The sequence below is a fragment of the Blastococcus brunescens genome, assembly GCF_035320885.1.
In the GTDB taxonomy this organism is placed as follows: Bacteria; Actinomycetota; Actinomycetes; order Mycobacteriales; family Geodermatophilaceae; genus Blastococcus_B; species Blastococcus_B brunescens.
In genome coordinates this window covers 1,575,994-1,590,839 of the sequence record NZ_CP141261.1, presented here as the reverse complement: position 1 = coordinate 1,590,839, position 14,846 = coordinate 1,575,994, and the positions used below count along the sequence as shown (strand labels likewise).

Here is a 14,846-nt window from a genome sequence, read left to right as displayed (position 1 = left end):
GTTCGCCCAATCCCGGAGGATCGATGTTCACCAGCCCCGACGAGGTCGCCGCCTACATCCGCGACAACGACGTCGAGTACGTCGACGTCCGTTTCTGCGATCTCCCCGGCGTCATGCAGCACTTCACCATCCCGGCGTCGACGTTCGGCGAGGACACGTTCTCCGAGGGCCTGGGCTTCGACGGTTCGTCGATCCGCGGTTTCCAGGCGATCAACGAGTCGGACATGCTCCTGCTGCCCGACGCCAACAGCGCCTTCCTCGACCCGTTCCGCCGGCACAAGACGCTGAACATCAACTTCTTCATCCACGATCCGATCACGCGCGAGGCCTACAGCCGCGACCCGCGCAACGTCGCGAAGAAGGCCGAGGCCTACCTGGCCTCCAGCGGCATCGCCGACACCGCCTACTTCGGCGCCGAGGCCGAGTTCTACATCTTCGACTCGATCCGGCACGGCACCGGCATCAACGAGGGCTACTACCACATCGACGCGGTCGAGGGCTCCTGGAACACCGGCTCCCACACCGGCGAGAACGGCGGCCCCAACCTGGGGTACAAGACCCGGCCGAAGGGCGGCTACTTCCCGGTCGAGCCCTACGACCACCAGAGCGATCTGCGCTCGACCATGATGAGCAACCTGACCAAGGCGGGCCTGGAGCTCGAGCGGGGCCACCACGAGGTGGGCACCGGCGGGCAGGCGGAGATCAACTACAAGTTCGACACCCTGCTGCGGTCGGCCGACAGCCTGATGCTGTTCAAGTACATCATCAAGAACACCGCCTGGGCCGAGGGCAAGAGCGTCACCTTCATGCCCAAGCCGCTGTTCGGCGACAACGGCTCCGGCATGCACTGCCACCAGAGCCTCTGGATGGACGGCGAGCCGCTGTTCCACGCCGAGACGGGTTACGCGGGCCTGTCCGACATGGCGCGGCACTACATCGGTGGCCTGCTCAAGCACGCCCCGTCGCTGCTCGCCTTCACCAACCCGACCGTCAACAGCTACCACCGCCTGGTGCCCGGCTACGAGGCACCGATCAACCTCGTCTACTCGGCCCGCAACCGCTCGGCCTGCACCCGCATCCCGATCTCGGGTGACAGCCCCAAGGCCAAGCGCATCGAGTTCCGCGTGCCCGACCCGTCGGCCAACCCGTACCTGGCCTTCTCGGCGATGCTCATGGCCGGCCTCGACGGCGTGAAGAACAAGATCGAGCCCCCGGCGCCGGTCGACAAGGACCTCTACGAGCTGCCGCCCGAGGAGGCCCTGGGCATCGAGAAGGTGCCCGCGTCGCTGGACGCCGTCCTCGACCGGCTCGAGGTCGACCACGAGTACCTCATCGACGGCGGGGTGTTCACCCCCGACCTGATCGAGACGTGGATCGAGTACAAGCGGGAGAACGAGATCGACCCGATCCGCCTCCGCCCGCACCCGCACGAGTTCGCGATGTACTACGACATCTGACGAAGACTACCCTCTGGCCTGCAATTTCTCGTGGTCAGGGTTCACCAGTCCGCACCCAGTCCGCACGAGCCGCCAGTACTGCCCCCACGGCGGCTCGTGCGGACTCGTCACTGTCGGGCCACAGATGGCCGTAGGTGTCCAAGGTCGTCTTCGCCGACCCGTGCCGGAGCCGATGTTGGACGACCTTGACGTCGAGGCCGCTACCGATGAGCAGTGAGGCCAAGTAGTGCCGGAGGTCGTGAAAGCGGAACGCTTCCGGCAACCCTTCGACCTTCGGTCGCGCCGCCCGCACTGCCCGTTCGATGGCCCACGTTGAGGATTGCCGGCCAGCGCCGTCCGTGACGACGTAGTCGCCGCCCCACCTGGCCACCGCTGCGGAAAGCTCGAGCGCAAGCTCGGACGGAATCGGCAGCGGCGTCCGGCTGGTTTCGGACTTCAGCGGCTCGCCGTCCCGCTGCTGCACTGGGCTGACGATGCTGCGCATGAAGTCGACGTCCGCTACCCGCAGGCCGACGGCCTCGGCGGTCCGCAGACCGACGAAGGCGCCGAGCAGGATCGCCGGTCGCAGGTGCTCGGCGACGGCATCGTGCAGCGCCCACACCTGCTGAGTGGTGGCGACGTAGGCGCGGGGCTTGCCAGCGCCCGGAGTCGTGCGTCGGGAACAAGGGTTGCGCGCCAGGATGCCGTCATGGACGGCGTCGCTCATCAGCTGCGACAGCCGGTTGTGGAGCGCGTAGACGTAGCTGTCAGCAAGTCCGTCAGCCTTGAGCCTGGCCGTCCAGGACTTCACGTCCGACGGGCGCACCGCGGCCAAGGGACGGTTGCCGAAAATGGTCGTTATCTGCGCGATGTGCACCCGCGCCTGTCGGACGGTTCTGGGACGTCTACTGGCGTAGCCGGAAAGCCACGTCTCACACCACTCCCCGACCGTCGTCTTGACCGCGGCGGGGTGCACGTACGTCCCCGGACCATCTCGGCCGTCTGCTCGTCGAGCCACCGCTGCGCGTCTCGCTTCAGCGCGAAGGCCTTGGTGACCTCATGTCCAGAGGTATCGCGGAGGTGCGAAAGGTAGCGCAACCCCTTGCCGTCGCGCGCAGTGGGAACGAGCTTCCCGGTCGCGCGGTCCCGCCGCCGCCACCGGTCAATGACTACGGCCATCGGGGGCCCTCCTTGTCCTCCTCGGCTCGGCCGTCCCGGGCGACAGAGCGAGCAATCCAGGTCACAGGCACACGTTCGCCTGCGGGTCCGACACAACACTCGACGTCAAGGCCGCTTTCGCTTGCTCTGATCGCGTTGGGCATGGACCGAGGCATGGACGTCGTCGCGGCGCGCGACGTTCCCGGCGGGACGGAGTGGGGGTCATCGGCCGCGGGAGGGACCGATGCTGGGACGGGGCTCGAACAGCGACGGGGGCTCGGGCCGCGGCCGAGCCACACCCGCAGAGGATCTGGGCGGCGGCGGGGCGGATGCGCGGCGCTGGCGCCGTTTGTCGTCGCGCTCTGCGCACCAGGCGTCGCGTTCGACGGCGAGCCGATCGGCGGGCTGGGCCAGGAGCGCCGGCTCGGAGGTCAGCTGCGACATCCGCGCGCGTGCCCCGGTGAGCTGCTGGCGAGCGGCGGCGATGGCCTGTTCGGTGTCGGCCAGCCGCGCCGCGGGGTCGGGGGTCCAGGCGAGGCGCCCGTAGCGGGCGAGCCGGTCCTCGTGCTGACGGCGGGCGTGGGCCAGCGCGGCCCCGGCGTGCCGGTGGGCCTCCTGGGCGGTGACTGCGGTCGCGCGCAACTGAGCGTGCTCCGGGTGGGTGTGTTCGGCGTGGTGGCGGGCGTAGGAGTCGAAGGCGGTCCACAGCCGCGGTCGGTCGTCGGATCGGTCAGCCAGGCGCGCGATCTGCTGCGGGTCGGTGGGCATGGCCGGCAGGTATGGCCGCCAGGTCTCCGCCCAGTCGACCAGCTGCTCGCCGGCCCGGTGCACCGCCGCCCGTCGAAGCCGGAGCCGGCCGGGACCGTCGAGCACGACCCGTGCGGCGTCGCGGGCGGCGGCACGCCCGGTGTCCCAGCTGCCGAGAAGGGTGTCGCGGATCCGGTCGGTCTCGGCGGCGACGGCCGCGCCGCTGGCGTCGACCCGCGCCGCGGCGTGCCGGGCCTCCATCCCGGTCTGCTCGTACCAGGCTTCCAGCGCGGTGAGCTGGTCGGCGTGTGCGGACTCGAGCGCGACGATCTCGCGCAGCGCGTCCCGGCGCGGCAGGTCACGGGCGAGCCCATCCAGGCAGCACTGCTCGACGGTCCACGCCTCGCGCAGGTCGGCGAGCGCCTGCTCCAGCGGCCGGGGCGTGGCGTAACGGGCGGCCTCGGCGGCGGCCAGCCGGGCGGCGTGCGCCGGACCGAGATCGGCGCGGTCGCGGGCGAAAACGGCGAGCCACTGCTCCCGCGCCTCGGCGGGATCGGCCGCCACGAGGTGAGCGGTGTTGGCGGTGCGGCCGCGGGTCATCCCGACGTAGGCCGCCGCCGCGCCGATGTCCTCACCGACCACCAGGTGCGCGGCGGTCACCGTGTCGCCCTGGGCGCCGTGCGCGGTGGTCGCGTAGGCCAGTTCCACGTGCGCGGTGACGTAGCCAGCGGGCAGCACCCGCGCCCGGGTCACAGGCGGGGTGACACTGCCGGGAACGTCCCCGCCGACAGGCTCGACAGGGGTGGCAACCAGCGCGCCGTTTCGGCCCACGGCGGTGACGGTCCAGGTGTCGCGGTTGGCGACGCCGAGGTCGCGGTCGTTGCGGCGGGTGGCGATCCGGTCGCCGACGCCGATCCGCTCCCCGGCCCCGGTGACCACCGCCGCGACGTCGTCGACCCGGCCCTCGGTGACAAGTCGGTCCCGAATGGCGGCGCCGATTCCGGCCGCCTGCTCACGTGTGCCGACCACCACAGCCACCCGTTCACTCGCGGTGTAGCCGTCGGCCACGCCGGCGGCGAGCGCCTCCCACAGCACCGCCGCGTCGGGGTACAGCCGGATCTGCCCACGGGCGAGCAGCGCGTCGAACACCGTCCCGGGGTTCGTGCCGGCGCGCATCGCCAGCGTCAGGTCGGCGTAGTCGGTGTCCAGGATGGTGCGACCGGTGGCGTCGATGCGGGTGAAGCGGTGCACCCCGAGCAGGGTCAGGTGCTCGGTCGGGTCGACCTGGGCCGCGGCGAGGTCGAGGACACCACCGCGACCGACCGCCGGCAGCTGATGCCGGTCACCGAGCAGGGCGACCTGCACCTGGCACTCGTCGGCGACCGTCAGCAGGGCACGGGCGGTGTCCTGGTCCAGCATGCCCGCCTCGTCCACGACGAGCAGGTCACCGGCCCGCAGCCGCGCCCTCTCCCGGTCCGGCATAGGCGCGGCCGGTGACCAGGTCGGTGTGGCCGAGCGGGAGGCGGCTCCAGGCGCCGTCGCCATTCCACCGGTAGCCGTACTGGTAGGCCAGCCGGGCCGCCGACCCGGCGACCGCGCCGACCTCCGCGGCGGCGACCGTGGCCGCCTTCAGCGTCGGGGTGACGACCACCAGCCGGCGCCCCTGCTCGGCGAGCAGGTTCCTGGTGGCGGCGAGGGTGGTGGTCTTGCCGGCGCCGGCCGCGCCCTCGATCACAACCAGGCGCCGCGGGCCGGCGAGCGCGGCGACCGCCGCGGCCTGTCCGGGATCCAGCCGGGTGGCACCGGCTGCGACGTCGACCGGCGGGATCGGGTCGGTGTCCGGGATGCCGGCCGGGCGGTCGGTGGCGCGGGCGGCGAGGCGGGCGGTGAGGTCGGCCTCGACGGCGAGCACCGGTGGCGAGGTCCAGGCCCGGATGTGCTCGGGCGCGCCGTCGCGGTCCAGCAGCGGCACGCACCGGGACATCGTGCGGGCGGTGAGGTCTTCGGCGAGCTCGATGCGCACCGCCGGGTCGGTGACGATGCCGGCGGCGGCGAGCAGCTGTTCGACCTCCCCGCGTACGTCGGCGGCGTTCCACGCCGAGCGGGCCGCGGCCAGCCGGGCGAGCACCCGCTGCACCACCTGCTCCCGGTCCAGGCCGCCGACCGGCGTGGGTGTCAGGCCGACCGCAACATTCCGGTCGCGGTAGCCCAACGCGGCCAGCTCGGCCAGCCACCGTGCCGTGAGGTCCTCCCCGGCTGCGGCCTCACCTTGTCCGGGCGGCCCGCTGCCCACGCTCGCGCGTCCCAGGAGCGGCGCAACCCCGGGCCGGGGTGCTCGCCGGGATGCGCCGCGGTCCATTCTCGTTCGTAGGTGTCGATGTTCCGGGCGATCTGCGCGGTCCGCGCGCTGAAGGCGCCCACGAAATCCGCCAGCTGCCGTATCTCCCCATCGGCACCCAATACATATCCGTGAGCGGCGAGCGCGGCCCGGAAGTGCAGATCGCAGGCGACCGCGGCGTGCCCGATACCGTTGATCGCAGCGAGGAAATCGCGAATACCGACGGTGTGCAGGCCGCGCCATTTCCCGGCCGCGAACACCCGGGCGTTGATCTGCAGGTGCAGATGCCGGTGCGGATCCCCGGCCCGCGACGTGTAGTGCGCCACCGTCACCGCCTCGGCCACCTCGACCGGCACCTGCACCTGCCCGCCGCGCGGACCGACCCGGGTGGTCGCGTGCTCCCCGAGCCAGCCGATGATCTGCCCGGCCGCCCGTGCCTGGGCCGCGTCATACGCCGTCGCGACGTTCGGATGCAGCGCCGCCGCCAGCGACCACGTCTTCGGGCCGTTGACCACCACCTCGACGAACCGCACCGCATGCCCGTCGCCGCGCAGCTGCCCCCGCGGCTCGCCGGTACCGGGGTCACAGCCGGCCACCCACGTCTCGTAGGCGTCACCGGTCAGCGGCGCCAACTCGCTCACCCGCCCGCCGGCAACGCTGAACCGGCGCGCCACACCGGCACCCTCGGCGAGGTAGTAGTCATCCGTCCGGCCCCGGTCGGCCTCCACGTACTGCCGGGCAGCCGCCGGTGAGCCGGCGTAGATCTTCATCCCGCCATGCATTTTCAACGCCACCCGACAATGACCAACAAGTCACCCCTATAGACGCCGATGGCCCCGCAATGCGGGGCCCGATCTACCTCCGAAGGTAGCATGCGTGCCGTTCTTCAGTGACATTTTGACGTTCATTAGTAACAGTTTGAGTGTTATGGGTCAGGGTTGGGCGTTGCGATAAGTAGGTCAGCTTAGCGATGTCTGATTGGCTTCTCATGGCGGTCGTTGATCGCTTTCACGATGACGACTGGCCGGTTCTCAATGATCCTGGCGTTGCGGTTCGCGATGGCCCGGTTCGTCGTCATTAGCGATTCCTGGGTGACGGTGACGTGGGTGTTGAGCGGCCCGGTGGTCGTCGCTGCTTCCCGGACAGGGGTGTCCCGCCTGTCCTACCCGTGCGGGACTGGTCACCGGGCGGGTCTTACGGGACCGCGGTCGAGGGGCGCTGCGTTGTCCCGCGATGTTCCCTTTGAGGTTCTCTCAAGTGAGACGGTTGAACCGAGAGACGGTCGCCGCCGTCTCTGTGGCTGCTGGCACGCCGCGTCGAGCGCGTGATCCAACGACCAGCGCAGCGAGGCACTGATTTCCGCCGAGACGGACCAGGGGCCATAGCTGCGGCGGAGTGCCTGAGCGTCGGATGGCCCGTCGACAGGGCCCCCTGCCCCACCGAACTCAGGGCAGGGGGCGCTGTCGTCGGTCCCGGGCTCAGCGGACCACGACGGTCAGTCGGTTACCCGGCTGGCAGGAACGCCACGTGTGGGTGGTCCATGTGGTTGGCCGTGGCGGATCCGCGGTCTTCCATCGTCTGCCACGCCCAACCGGTCCACGGACCGGCGATCCGTTGCCGCCAGATCACGTTCTCGACGCCGAGTCGAGCCGCGTTGTCGATCACGTACTGGGCGACGGCGTCTCCCTTGGCCCGGTCGGTGTAGACCATGAAGTCAGCCGCGCGGCCTTGGGTGGGGCTGTGCCCGGGGCGGGTGAGGACGGTGGAGACGCCGAACCGTTCGGCGATTTCTTGGACGGCGGGTCGGACGTGCGGGTCCCACGCCCCGTAGGCGCTCGAGGACGCAGCCGGCCTGGGTGACGGCGCCGGCGTCGGGGCGACGGCAGACCGGTCCGATGCTCGGCTGGCGCGCTCGGGGGCCGCACTCGGCGCGGCGGCCGGGGCCGCGTTCCCGCTGAGGACGAGACGTTGACCGACACGCAGGACGTTCGGGTCCGCGCCGATGACCTCGCGGTTGAGGGCGTGCAGCTGCTGCGCGGTGGTGCCGTGGCGGGCGGCGATCTTGTTGAGCGTGTCTCCCGCGCGCACGGTGTACGCGCCCGAGCCGCTGACCGCTGACGGCGTCGAGCCCGAGCCCGAGCCCGAGCCGCCGATGGTGAGCACCTGACCGATGCGCAGGACGTTCGGGTTGGGCCCGATCGTGTCGCGGTTGTCGGCGTAGATCGTTCGCCACGAGGTGCCGTGGCTGGCCGCGAGCTCGCCGAGGGTGTCGCCGGAGCGGACTGTGTGGTCCCCGGAGTGAGCCTGGGCGGGGGCGATCATTCCAACGGAGACGGCCGCTGCTGCCGCGACGACCACGGCGGGTCGTGCCACGGCCGCCACGACAGGGTTGCGGGTGGGACGGCGGTGCCGTCCCTTGTAGCGCTTGGACATGGGTGGTGAGCCTCTCGCCGCCTACGGAGTTAGCTGTCGGGTTCGGGCGAGAGCTGCCCGGCCGCATTCTGCGGCTTCACCCCAAGGCCGGAAGGCCTGGTCCTACGAGGTGGGTCCCCCGCCCTGCCCGTCGTTTTCGACAGGACCGGTGCGACGGTGGGCAGGTTGGGCGGTGCCGTCATCCGGGTCCACCGCTCGGCGAACCTCAGCACGGTATGCAGACCCCGGACGCAGGCAGCAACCCTGAGCCAGCTTTCCCGGGTTCGCCCGCGAGGATTCACAAAGCGTTACCGGGACCCTGCACCGCGTGTGCTTGTCAGCTCCGGCCGACCGCTTCTTCCGGGGGATAGCCGGTCTGAGAAGTCCCACGTCCGGTTGATGGCGATCAACCCGTAGATGACGCGGCGCCATAGCCGGCGGTCAGCCGTAGGCGGGCCCGGCCCGGGCCGGGCCAGGCCGGCACCTCCGATCACGATGTGCACGACGTTGTGGAAGCCGTTGATCTCGAATCCACGTCAGGCGGTCGTTGGTGGCGTGGGTAAAGAAATCGTCGAAACCGGGCGATGAAGACGCCGACGAACCCGACCAGCAGGTAGACAACGCCGACGGCCAGGCCAGCGTCTGCGGCCCGCGGAAGGATCCTCGAGCGGGACGCTGCTCAGGTTGGTCACCGGCCGGTCGTGCGTGGTGATGTGGTCGTGGCCGCGCCGCGCCGCGGTGCGTTGCGGCGACGCCGTTCTGGCGCCACCTGCACCGGCCAGCCCGACCGGGGGCGCGCGGCCTCCGGACACCGGTGTGGTGATGCGGTCCGCCTTCGCCAGACTGTCGGAATGATGTCCGAGGAGCCGGTCTTCGCCCGCGACGCGGCGACGGCGGCGTATTACGACCAGCGCGCTGAGGAGTACGACGAGTGGTACACCGGGCAGGGCCGCTTCGCCGAACGGGACCGGCCCGGTTGGGGCGCCGAAGTGGAGGCGGTGGTGACCCTGGTCCAAGCGCTGCCGGCGGTCCGCACCCTGGACGTCGCCTGCGGCAGCGGCTTCCTCACCCGCCACCTGACCGGCTTCGTGGTCGGATTGGATCAGAGCCTGGCGATGGTGGCCCTGCCCAGTCCCGCCTGCCGGGTGGACGCGCTCTCACAGGTGACGCGCTGGACATGCCCTTCGCCGACGGCGCATTCGACAGGGTGCTGACCGGCCACTTCTACGGGCACCTGCCCATCGGTGAGCGAGGAGCCTTCCTCGCCGAGGTCCGGCGTGTGGCCGGTGAGCTGGTGGTCATTGACTCCGCCCTGCGTCCAGGAATCGACGCCGAGCAGTGGCAGGCGCGGACGTTGAACGACGGCTCCCGGCACCGGGTGTTCAAGCGCTACCTCGGCGCTGAGGAACTGGCCGACGAGATCGACGGAGAAGTGCTGTTCGCGGGCAGCTGGTTCGTCGCCGCCCGCAGCCGCTGAGCACTCTGAAGCGGCCAGGCGCCCAAACCGCCTCCAGGCAGCGCTGTCCGGCAGTCACTCAGGGCGCCGCGGTTGCCTCGGTAGCCGAACCGGCCACAGCTGTGGCCAGCTCGATGAGCGGCCAAGGCCGCGCCGCAAGGGGATCCTCTGCGGGACGTCCTTGTTGGTCCGTCCACCTGCCCGAATGTTGCCGTAGCGGGTTCGTCCAGCGGGACGTCGCAGAAGGCCACCTACTGCGAGCCGCTGATCCGGCAACTGGCAGCCATCGGGCGGCGTGATCCAAGTCGTGTGGACGCTGGGAGGCGCGGCTCTCGGTTGGTATCAAGACGTGGCTGCAAGGCACCCACCGAGGCGTGTCCAAGGAGCACCTGCAGCACACACCGGCGGTGAGTCCGGTGGCGTGCAGAAGGGCCCGCCGCAGATGTGCATGACGAAGAGGCACCGTAGCGGCGGCTCACGGAGCGTCGGCGGAACTACCCTGAGGCGATGGCCACGGACGCCCCCATTGGCAGACCGTCAGTCACGAGCACCGGGACTCCGAGTGCCCGCACAATCACCGACGGCGCGACGCCAACGACAAGGGGGTCATCTGCCTTCGGTGCGGCCAGGCTGTCGAGCCGACACCGACCTACGCTCTCAGGCTCGAAGCCGCTAGGCGGCAGCGGCCGAACCGCGACCGGCGCGGACGTAAGCGGCGGTGAGCGATCCTCTACGGGTGTCGCGAAGTCGACTGTGATCGCGTCGTGCTGTCCGACCGCCGGCATCGGTGCCTACGTTGGGTCGATAGCGATCAACAGCATGCTCTTGCGCCCTCGGGCGGGCGGAAGTAGGCATCCCCGGCCTTGGGCCGCGGGAGCTGCTGCTGCGGCATCGGTGTTGCTCGCGGGCTGCGGGACCAGCGATAGCGAGGCTGAAACCAGCAGCCTGGGCAGTGCTGCAGCGCTCATTGCTTGCTCTGACCACGCCTTCTGGGGGCCGTGGCGAGCACAAGTCAGGAGGCCGACGGCGTGCTCGTGACCTTCGACATCGAGGAGTGGGTTCACCCCATCTCAGGCCCGTCGCAGATCACGCTTGTGGCCGATGACCCGGCCCAGCAGGTGGGAGCTCCGGAATGGACGCTCTCCGAACGAGTCTTCGTTCTTGACGGCAGAGACTCGCCGCTCGACAGGTACGCAGCAGAAGAGGCGGAAACCATCATCACGGCATGGGACGAGTCGAAGTCCACGCCCTCCTGTCCAGATCAGTATTGACAGTCGGACCCACCACACCTTCCGTCTACGGCTGCAGGAAACGGTTACGTCTCGGGGCTCGCCCGGCGGTCGATACCGAGCGTGGCGACGAGGTCCTCGTGGAGTTCGAACCAGACCCGGTGGCAGGAGTCGACGTCGGTGCGGTCCACCCAGCCCGTCTCACCTGACCGAGCGCGCGTCAGTGCGGCGCTGAAGCGGCTGTCGTAGCCGCCGAACCGGGTGAGGATGAGGGCAAGTCGCTCGACCAGTGGAGCGAGGTCCTCGTTGACGGCTTCGAGGACTGCCAGGACGTCGTCGTCCCAGGCGGGGTCAGTGTGGTCGTTGGGCGACAGTCGGTTGCCGGGGGCGGGTCTGAGCTGCCAGTCGGTACAGGCCTGCAGCACACGACCGTTCAGCGGCAGGAACGCGTCGTGGGCGTCGCGGACCTGTTCCGCCCGGCCGGTACGGGCGAGCTCGGCCGCCAGCTGGCGCTCGCTCTCGCGGCGGCCACGGTCGGTCAGGGACCAGCCAGCCGTGCCGGCGAAGGCGGTGTGGGTGACCCACCCGTTCGCCTCGGCGTCGAGCAAATGCTCGCCGGTCTGGGCATGGTCGAGCTCGAACCGCCGGGCGACCGCGGCGGTGTCAGCGAAGCCGAGGACGCGGACAGCGTGGATCGCCAGCAGCTCAGCGGGCGAGGCCTGGGTCACGACTCGGGGTCCTGCCGCGCCGCCAGGCGGGTGTGGTGCTGCTGACAGGCCTGCGGCGACCTGAACCCCATGGCCGACGCGATCTGCGACCAGGTCAACCCCGCTGCTCGGGCGGTGAACAGCAGCCCGGCCCGAGCTGGTCGACCTCGGCGCGGGCGGCAGGCACCAGCGCCAGAGCGCGCAGCAGGTCCTCGGGCTGCAGGTCTGCGGAGCGCCACAGGGCGAACTGCAGGAGGTCGACCGCCGCCGGCGGGACCGACGCCGGCCGCCACGGACGCTCGGTCACCGCCCCCGCGGCGAGCTCGGACAGACGCGTCTGAGCCTGCTGCTCACGCGCCGCCTGCCCCTGATCGTCGAACGATGCGGGCTGAGGCGAGCCGTCATGGTTGCCGACCATGGCCCGAGAGTGCAGGATCAACGAATAGTTGTCAACGATACGTTGAAGGAGAATTAGGGTGCTCATCCCGCTGCGGGACGCCGAGGCCGCGACCTGCGGCGGCAAGGCGGCCGGACTCGGGGCGATGTTGCGCGCCGGCCTTCCGGTGCCCGACGGGTTCGTGGTGCCGTTCGCCGTCTACCTCGCGGTCGCCCATGAGCTCGCACAGCGCGATCCGCTCCGCGGTGGCCTGGCGTTCACGGCTGAGCTGTTGCGGGACCGGTCCCTTCCTCGCCCCCTGCTCGAGGCCTTGGGCCTGGCGCTCGGCCGGCTCGGTGCCCCTGCGGTAGCGGTGCGGTCCTCGGCGACGGGTGAGGACTCCAGGCAGGCGTCCGCGGCGGGGCAGTACGAGACGACGCTGGCTGTGCACGGACTGCCGGCCGTCGCTGATGCGGTCTGCACCTGCTGGGCGTCGCTGCTCTCGCCCCGGGCGACTGCCTACCGGTCCCGCACCGGCCCCGCCGACTTCTGCGGCGAGGAGCTGGCCATGGCGGTTATCGTCCAGCGGCACCTGGACGCCGACGTGTCGGGAGTGATGTTCACCCCGACGAGCTCGGACGGTGCGACCGCGATCGACGCCGCCTGGGGACTCGGCCCCGGCGTCGTCGCCGGTACCGTCACGCCCGACACCTATCGAGTCGCTGCGGACGGCACCGTCACCAGCACTGTGGCCGACAAGCGCACCCGCCTCAACCGGATCGGCACGCACCTGCTCACCCGCGACGTCCCGGCCGAGGACCGCCGGCGCACCACCCTCGACGAGGGCATCGTACGTGAGCTCGCCGCGCTGGGCGCGCAGGTCGTCGAGACGCTGCGGGGTCCGCAGGACATCGAGTGGGCGGTCGCCGACGGCAGGGTCTGGCTGTTGCAGGCGCGCCCGATCACCGTCGCACCTCCACCCATGGGCCCCGCGACCAGCCCTCGATCAGGACCAGTTCTCCTGACGGGGATCCCCGGCAGCACCGGTACCGCCACCGGCGCCGCCCGAACTGTGCGAGGCCCGGACGACTTCGCCCGGGTGCGACCAGGCGACATCCTCGTCTGCCCCTTCACCGATCCCGCCTGGACACCGCTGCTGCGGCTGGCCGGCGGCGTGGTCACCGAGACGGGAGGCGCGCTCTCTCACGCCGCCATCGTGGCCCGCGAACACGGCATCCCGGCCGTGCTCGGACTCGCAGGAGCGCTGACGTCCATCCCCGACGGCGCCACCGTCACGGTCGACGGCACGACCGGCGCCGTGACCACCCGCTGAGCCATGGCCACTCGACACCTCTACCTCGCGCGGCACGGCGCCGCAGACGCGTTCGGAACCCTCACCGACACCGGACGCCAGCAGGCACAACTGCTGGGCCAACGGCTCGCCCATCTACCGATGGACGTGGTGTGGCACTCTCCGCTTCCGCGCGCCGCGGCCAGCGCCGATCAAATCGCCGAGCACCTGCCGGGCGTGCCCGTGATCGAGGCACCCGAGCTCGTCGACCACGTCCCCTACGTCCCACACGGCGACGACACGCCGCCGTCCTGGGTCGGGTTCTTCGACGGCTACACCGAGACCGACGCGGCCGCAGGACAGGAAACCGCGACGACCCTCGTCGCTCGCTTCGGTGGACTGGCAGCGACGACGACCTCCCGGGCCCCGATCGACACGCACGAGCTGCTCATCACGCACTCCTACCCGATCGCCTGGCTCATACGGCACGCGCTCGACGCGCCTCGACACCGCTGGCTGGGCCTCGAGAGCGCCAACGCAGCCCTCACCCTCATCGAGCACCGCAGCGGCCTACCCGCGACGCTCGTCCTGTTCAACGACATGAGCCATCTGCCCGCCGACCTGCGGTGGACCGGGTTCCCCGGCACCGCGAGGCCATGACGGATGCGCACCTGCACCGACGTCCCGACGTCCCGACGGCGATCTGAGCCGGTCACGGCATACGCGAGCACCACGCCAGGCTCACCCGCGCATTCACTGGGTCCCCAACAGCAGGCTCGTTGACCGCAGCGAATCATCCTCGACCAGCACGCGTCCCGGTGGACGATCCCCTGCGGGACACCGCCGCAGCGGCTGCTGGACCGCGCGACATGGCCGTAGCGGGTTCTACTACTGGGATGCAGTGATCATCTGACGCCCGGTCGGTGTCGAGTCGCCCAACGAGCCCTACCGGGTTAGCCGGCACTGTGGGATGGCCGGGGTCGCTATCTCCGACAATCCCCGGACTGGTGTTCTGGGCGACGCCGCCCTGCAGCGGGAGGGGCCCTCGACGCCGCCGGGCAGCGGCCCGCCATCGATGACGCATGCGATAACGCTGCAGGTCAGTCGGCTCCGCCGGCCTGCTGCTCATCACCGCGCGGTTCGACAGCCTCGTCACTGTGGATCACACGGCCGCTGGACTCAGCTCCGGCGTCCTCGAGGCGCCAGATGAGCTCTCCGACGTGCCGTTGAAGCCGCTGCCACTCTTCGACCGGGTGCGTAGCGCCTCCGCCGAGCTCCCGGTGCTCTGCGAATGCCCGCAGGTAGGCCTTCAACCCCGCCTGCAACGTCATCAGTTCGTATCCAGACAGCGTCACGCTGTACGTCGCGTCGCGGTTCATCCAGCGACCGTAGGCAGTCCGTCAACTCGCTCCTCCGAGCGCTCTCGGCGACCTCCGTCGGTTACCTCTGCGCGGTCACCGCCTCGGTGGCGCGTCTCCGGGACGGGATCCTCAACCGGGCTCTCTCCCGAGGTTTGCATTATTGGCGGCCGGCCCAGCGGAACACGGCTCCGCGCGCCCCGGACTGGAGAAGGCGTACAACACTCGTCCGCACGTATCGGTGGAGCGAGCGATTCGCCATCTCGACGGCGACCTCTTCGGGGCTGCTGACGAGGTCGATCTCCGTGCCGTCGAGCGGACCGCCCTCGGCCACGACT

The 14,846-nt window shown here is 70.6% G+C and carries 14 protein-coding genes and 1 riboswitch; of the genes, 6 read left to right on the top strand and 8 right to left on the bottom strand.

The genetic code is table 11. The features are described from left to right. The first annotated feature begins 23 nt into the window (after nt 1-23). The gene (glnA, locus tag U6N30_RS10535) at nt 24-1,457 is read left to right on the top strand and encodes a type I glutamate--ammonia ligase (RefSeq protein WP_324277261.1); all 1,434 of its coding nucleotides are present in this window, start codon (nt 24-26) and stop codon (nt 1,455-1,457) included. Nucleotides 1,458-1,491: 34 nt separating this feature from the next. On the opposite strand, the gene U6N30_RS10530 is transcribed toward glnA, so the two are convergent. The 5 genes from U6N30_RS10530 to U6N30_RS10510 form a co-directional block, all read right to left on the bottom strand. Beyond that, nucleotides 1,492-2,313 (bottom strand): site-specific integrase, encoded by an 822-nt coding sequence (locus U6N30_RS10530; protein WP_324277260.1) that lies wholly within the window; start codon nt 2,311-2,313, stop codon nt 1,492-1,494. A 503-nt stretch (nt 2,314-2,816) separates the two neighbouring features. After that, nucleotides 2,817-4,886 (bottom strand): AAA family ATPase, encoded by a 2,070-nt coding sequence (locus tag U6N30_RS10525; protein WP_324277259.1) that lies wholly within the window; start codon nt 4,884-4,886, stop codon nt 2,817-2,819. Then, nucleotides 4,786-5,553: an AAA family ATPase gene (locus tag U6N30_RS10520; protein ID WP_324277258.1), complete on the bottom strand. Its 768-nt coding sequence runs from the start codon at nt 5,551-5,553 to the stop codon at nt 4,786-4,788. The genes U6N30_RS10525 and U6N30_RS10520 overlap by 101 nt, the downstream gene beginning before the upstream one ends. Next, nucleotides 5,517-6,449, bottom strand: a complete 933-nt coding sequence (locus tag U6N30_RS10515) for a relaxase domain-containing protein (RefSeq protein ID WP_324277257.1) — start codon at nt 6,447-6,449, stop codon at nt 5,517-5,519. The genes U6N30_RS10520 and U6N30_RS10515 overlap by 37 nt, the downstream gene beginning before the upstream one ends. Before the next feature lie 733 nt (nt 6,450-7,182). Beyond that, the gene (locus U6N30_RS10510; protein ID WP_324277256.1) at nt 7,183-8,112 is read right to left on the bottom strand and encodes a LysM peptidoglycan-binding domain-containing protein; all 930 of its coding nucleotides are present in this window, start codon (nt 8,110-8,112) and stop codon (nt 7,183-7,185) included. A gap of 6 nt (nt 8,113-8,118) precedes the next feature. Beyond that, nucleotides 8,119-8,273: riboswitch (cyclic di-AMP (ydaO/yuaA leader) on the bottom strand. A gap of 537 nt (nt 8,274-8,810) precedes the next feature. Between U6N30_RS10510 and U6N30_RS10505 the strand changes: the two genes are divergently transcribed. The 3 genes from U6N30_RS10505 to U6N30_RS10495 all read left to right on the top strand — a co-directional run bounded on the left by U6N30_RS10505 (nt 8,811) and on the right by U6N30_RS10495 (nt 10,818). Next, nucleotides 8,811-9,305, top strand: coding sequence for a class I SAM-dependent methyltransferase (locus U6N30_RS10505; protein WP_324277255.1), 495 nt, complete (start codon nt 8,811-8,813; stop codon nt 9,303-9,305). Further along, entirely contained in the window at nt 9,269-9,568 is a 300-nt protein-coding gene (locus tag U6N30_RS10500; protein ID WP_324277254.1) for a class I SAM-dependent methyltransferase, read from the top strand. The genes U6N30_RS10505 and U6N30_RS10500 overlap by 37 nt, the downstream gene beginning before the upstream one ends. 1,013 nt (nt 9,569-10,581) lie before the next feature. Beyond that, nucleotides 10,582-10,818 (top strand): hypothetical protein, encoded by a 237-nt coding sequence (locus tag U6N30_RS10495; protein ID WP_324277253.1) that lies wholly within the window; start codon nt 10,582-10,584, stop codon nt 10,816-10,818. Nucleotides 10,819-10,862: 44 nt separating this feature from the next. On the opposite strand, the gene U6N30_RS10490 is transcribed toward U6N30_RS10495, so the two are convergent. Further along, complete coding sequence (locus U6N30_RS10490) at nt 10,863-11,504, bottom strand: hypothetical protein (protein WP_324277252.1); 642 nt, start codon at nt 11,502-11,504, stop codon at nt 10,863-10,865. A 94-nt stretch (nt 11,505-11,598) separates the two neighbouring features. Continuing rightward, nucleotides 11,599-11,790, bottom strand: coding sequence for a hypothetical protein (locus U6N30_RS10485; protein WP_324277251.1), 192 nt, complete (start codon nt 11,788-11,790; stop codon nt 11,599-11,601). A 169-nt stretch (nt 11,791-11,959) separates the two neighbouring features. On the opposite strand from U6N30_RS10485, the gene U6N30_RS10480 reads away from it, so the two are divergent. Together U6N30_RS10480 and U6N30_RS10475 are read left to right on the top strand one after the other, a co-directional pair. Further along, complete coding sequence (locus U6N30_RS10480) at nt 11,960-13,192, top strand: PEP/pyruvate-binding domain-containing protein (RefSeq protein WP_324277250.1); 1,233 nt, start codon at nt 11,960-11,962, stop codon at nt 13,190-13,192. Between the two features lie 3 nt (nt 13,193-13,195). Then, nucleotides 13,196-13,810, top strand: coding sequence for a histidine phosphatase family protein (locus U6N30_RS10475; protein ID WP_324277249.1), 615 nt, complete (start codon nt 13,196-13,198; stop codon nt 13,808-13,810). Nucleotides 13,811-14,250: 440 nt separating this feature from the next. Here U6N30_RS10475 and U6N30_RS10470 read toward each other — a convergent pair whose 3' ends face one another. Continuing rightward, nucleotides 14,251-14,529 (bottom strand): hypothetical protein, encoded by a 279-nt coding sequence (locus U6N30_RS10470; RefSeq protein WP_324277248.1) that lies wholly within the window; start codon nt 14,527-14,529, stop codon nt 14,251-14,253. Between the last annotated feature and the right edge of the window lie 317 nt (nt 14,530-14,846).

Coding starts and splice junctions, on each gene's coding strand:
- glnA (WP_324277261.1), top strand. CDS start 24: ATGTTCACCAGCCCCGACGAGGTCGCCGCCTACATCCGCGACAACGAC.
- U6N30_RS10525 (WP_324277259.1), bottom strand. CDS start 4,886: ATGGCGACGGCGCCTGGAGCCGCCTCCCGCTCGGCCACACCGACCTGG.
- U6N30_RS10515 (WP_324277257.1), bottom strand. CDS start 6,449: ATGAAGATCTACGCCGGCTCACCGGCGGCTGCCCGGCAGTACGTGGAG.
- U6N30_RS10510 (WP_324277256.1), bottom strand. CDS start 8,112: ATGTCCAAGCGCTACAAGGGACGGCACCGCCGTCCCACCCGCAACCCT.
- U6N30_RS10500 (WP_324277254.1), top strand. CDS start 9,269: ATGCCCTTCGCCGACGGCGCATTCGACAGGGTGCTGACCGGCCACTTC.
- U6N30_RS10475 (WP_324277249.1), top strand. CDS start 13,196: ATGGCCACTCGACACCTCTACCTCGCGCGGCACGGCGCCGCAGACGCG.
- U6N30_RS10470 (WP_324277248.1), bottom strand. CDS start 14,529: ATGAACCGCGACGCGACGTACAGCGTGACGCTGTCTGGATACGAACTG.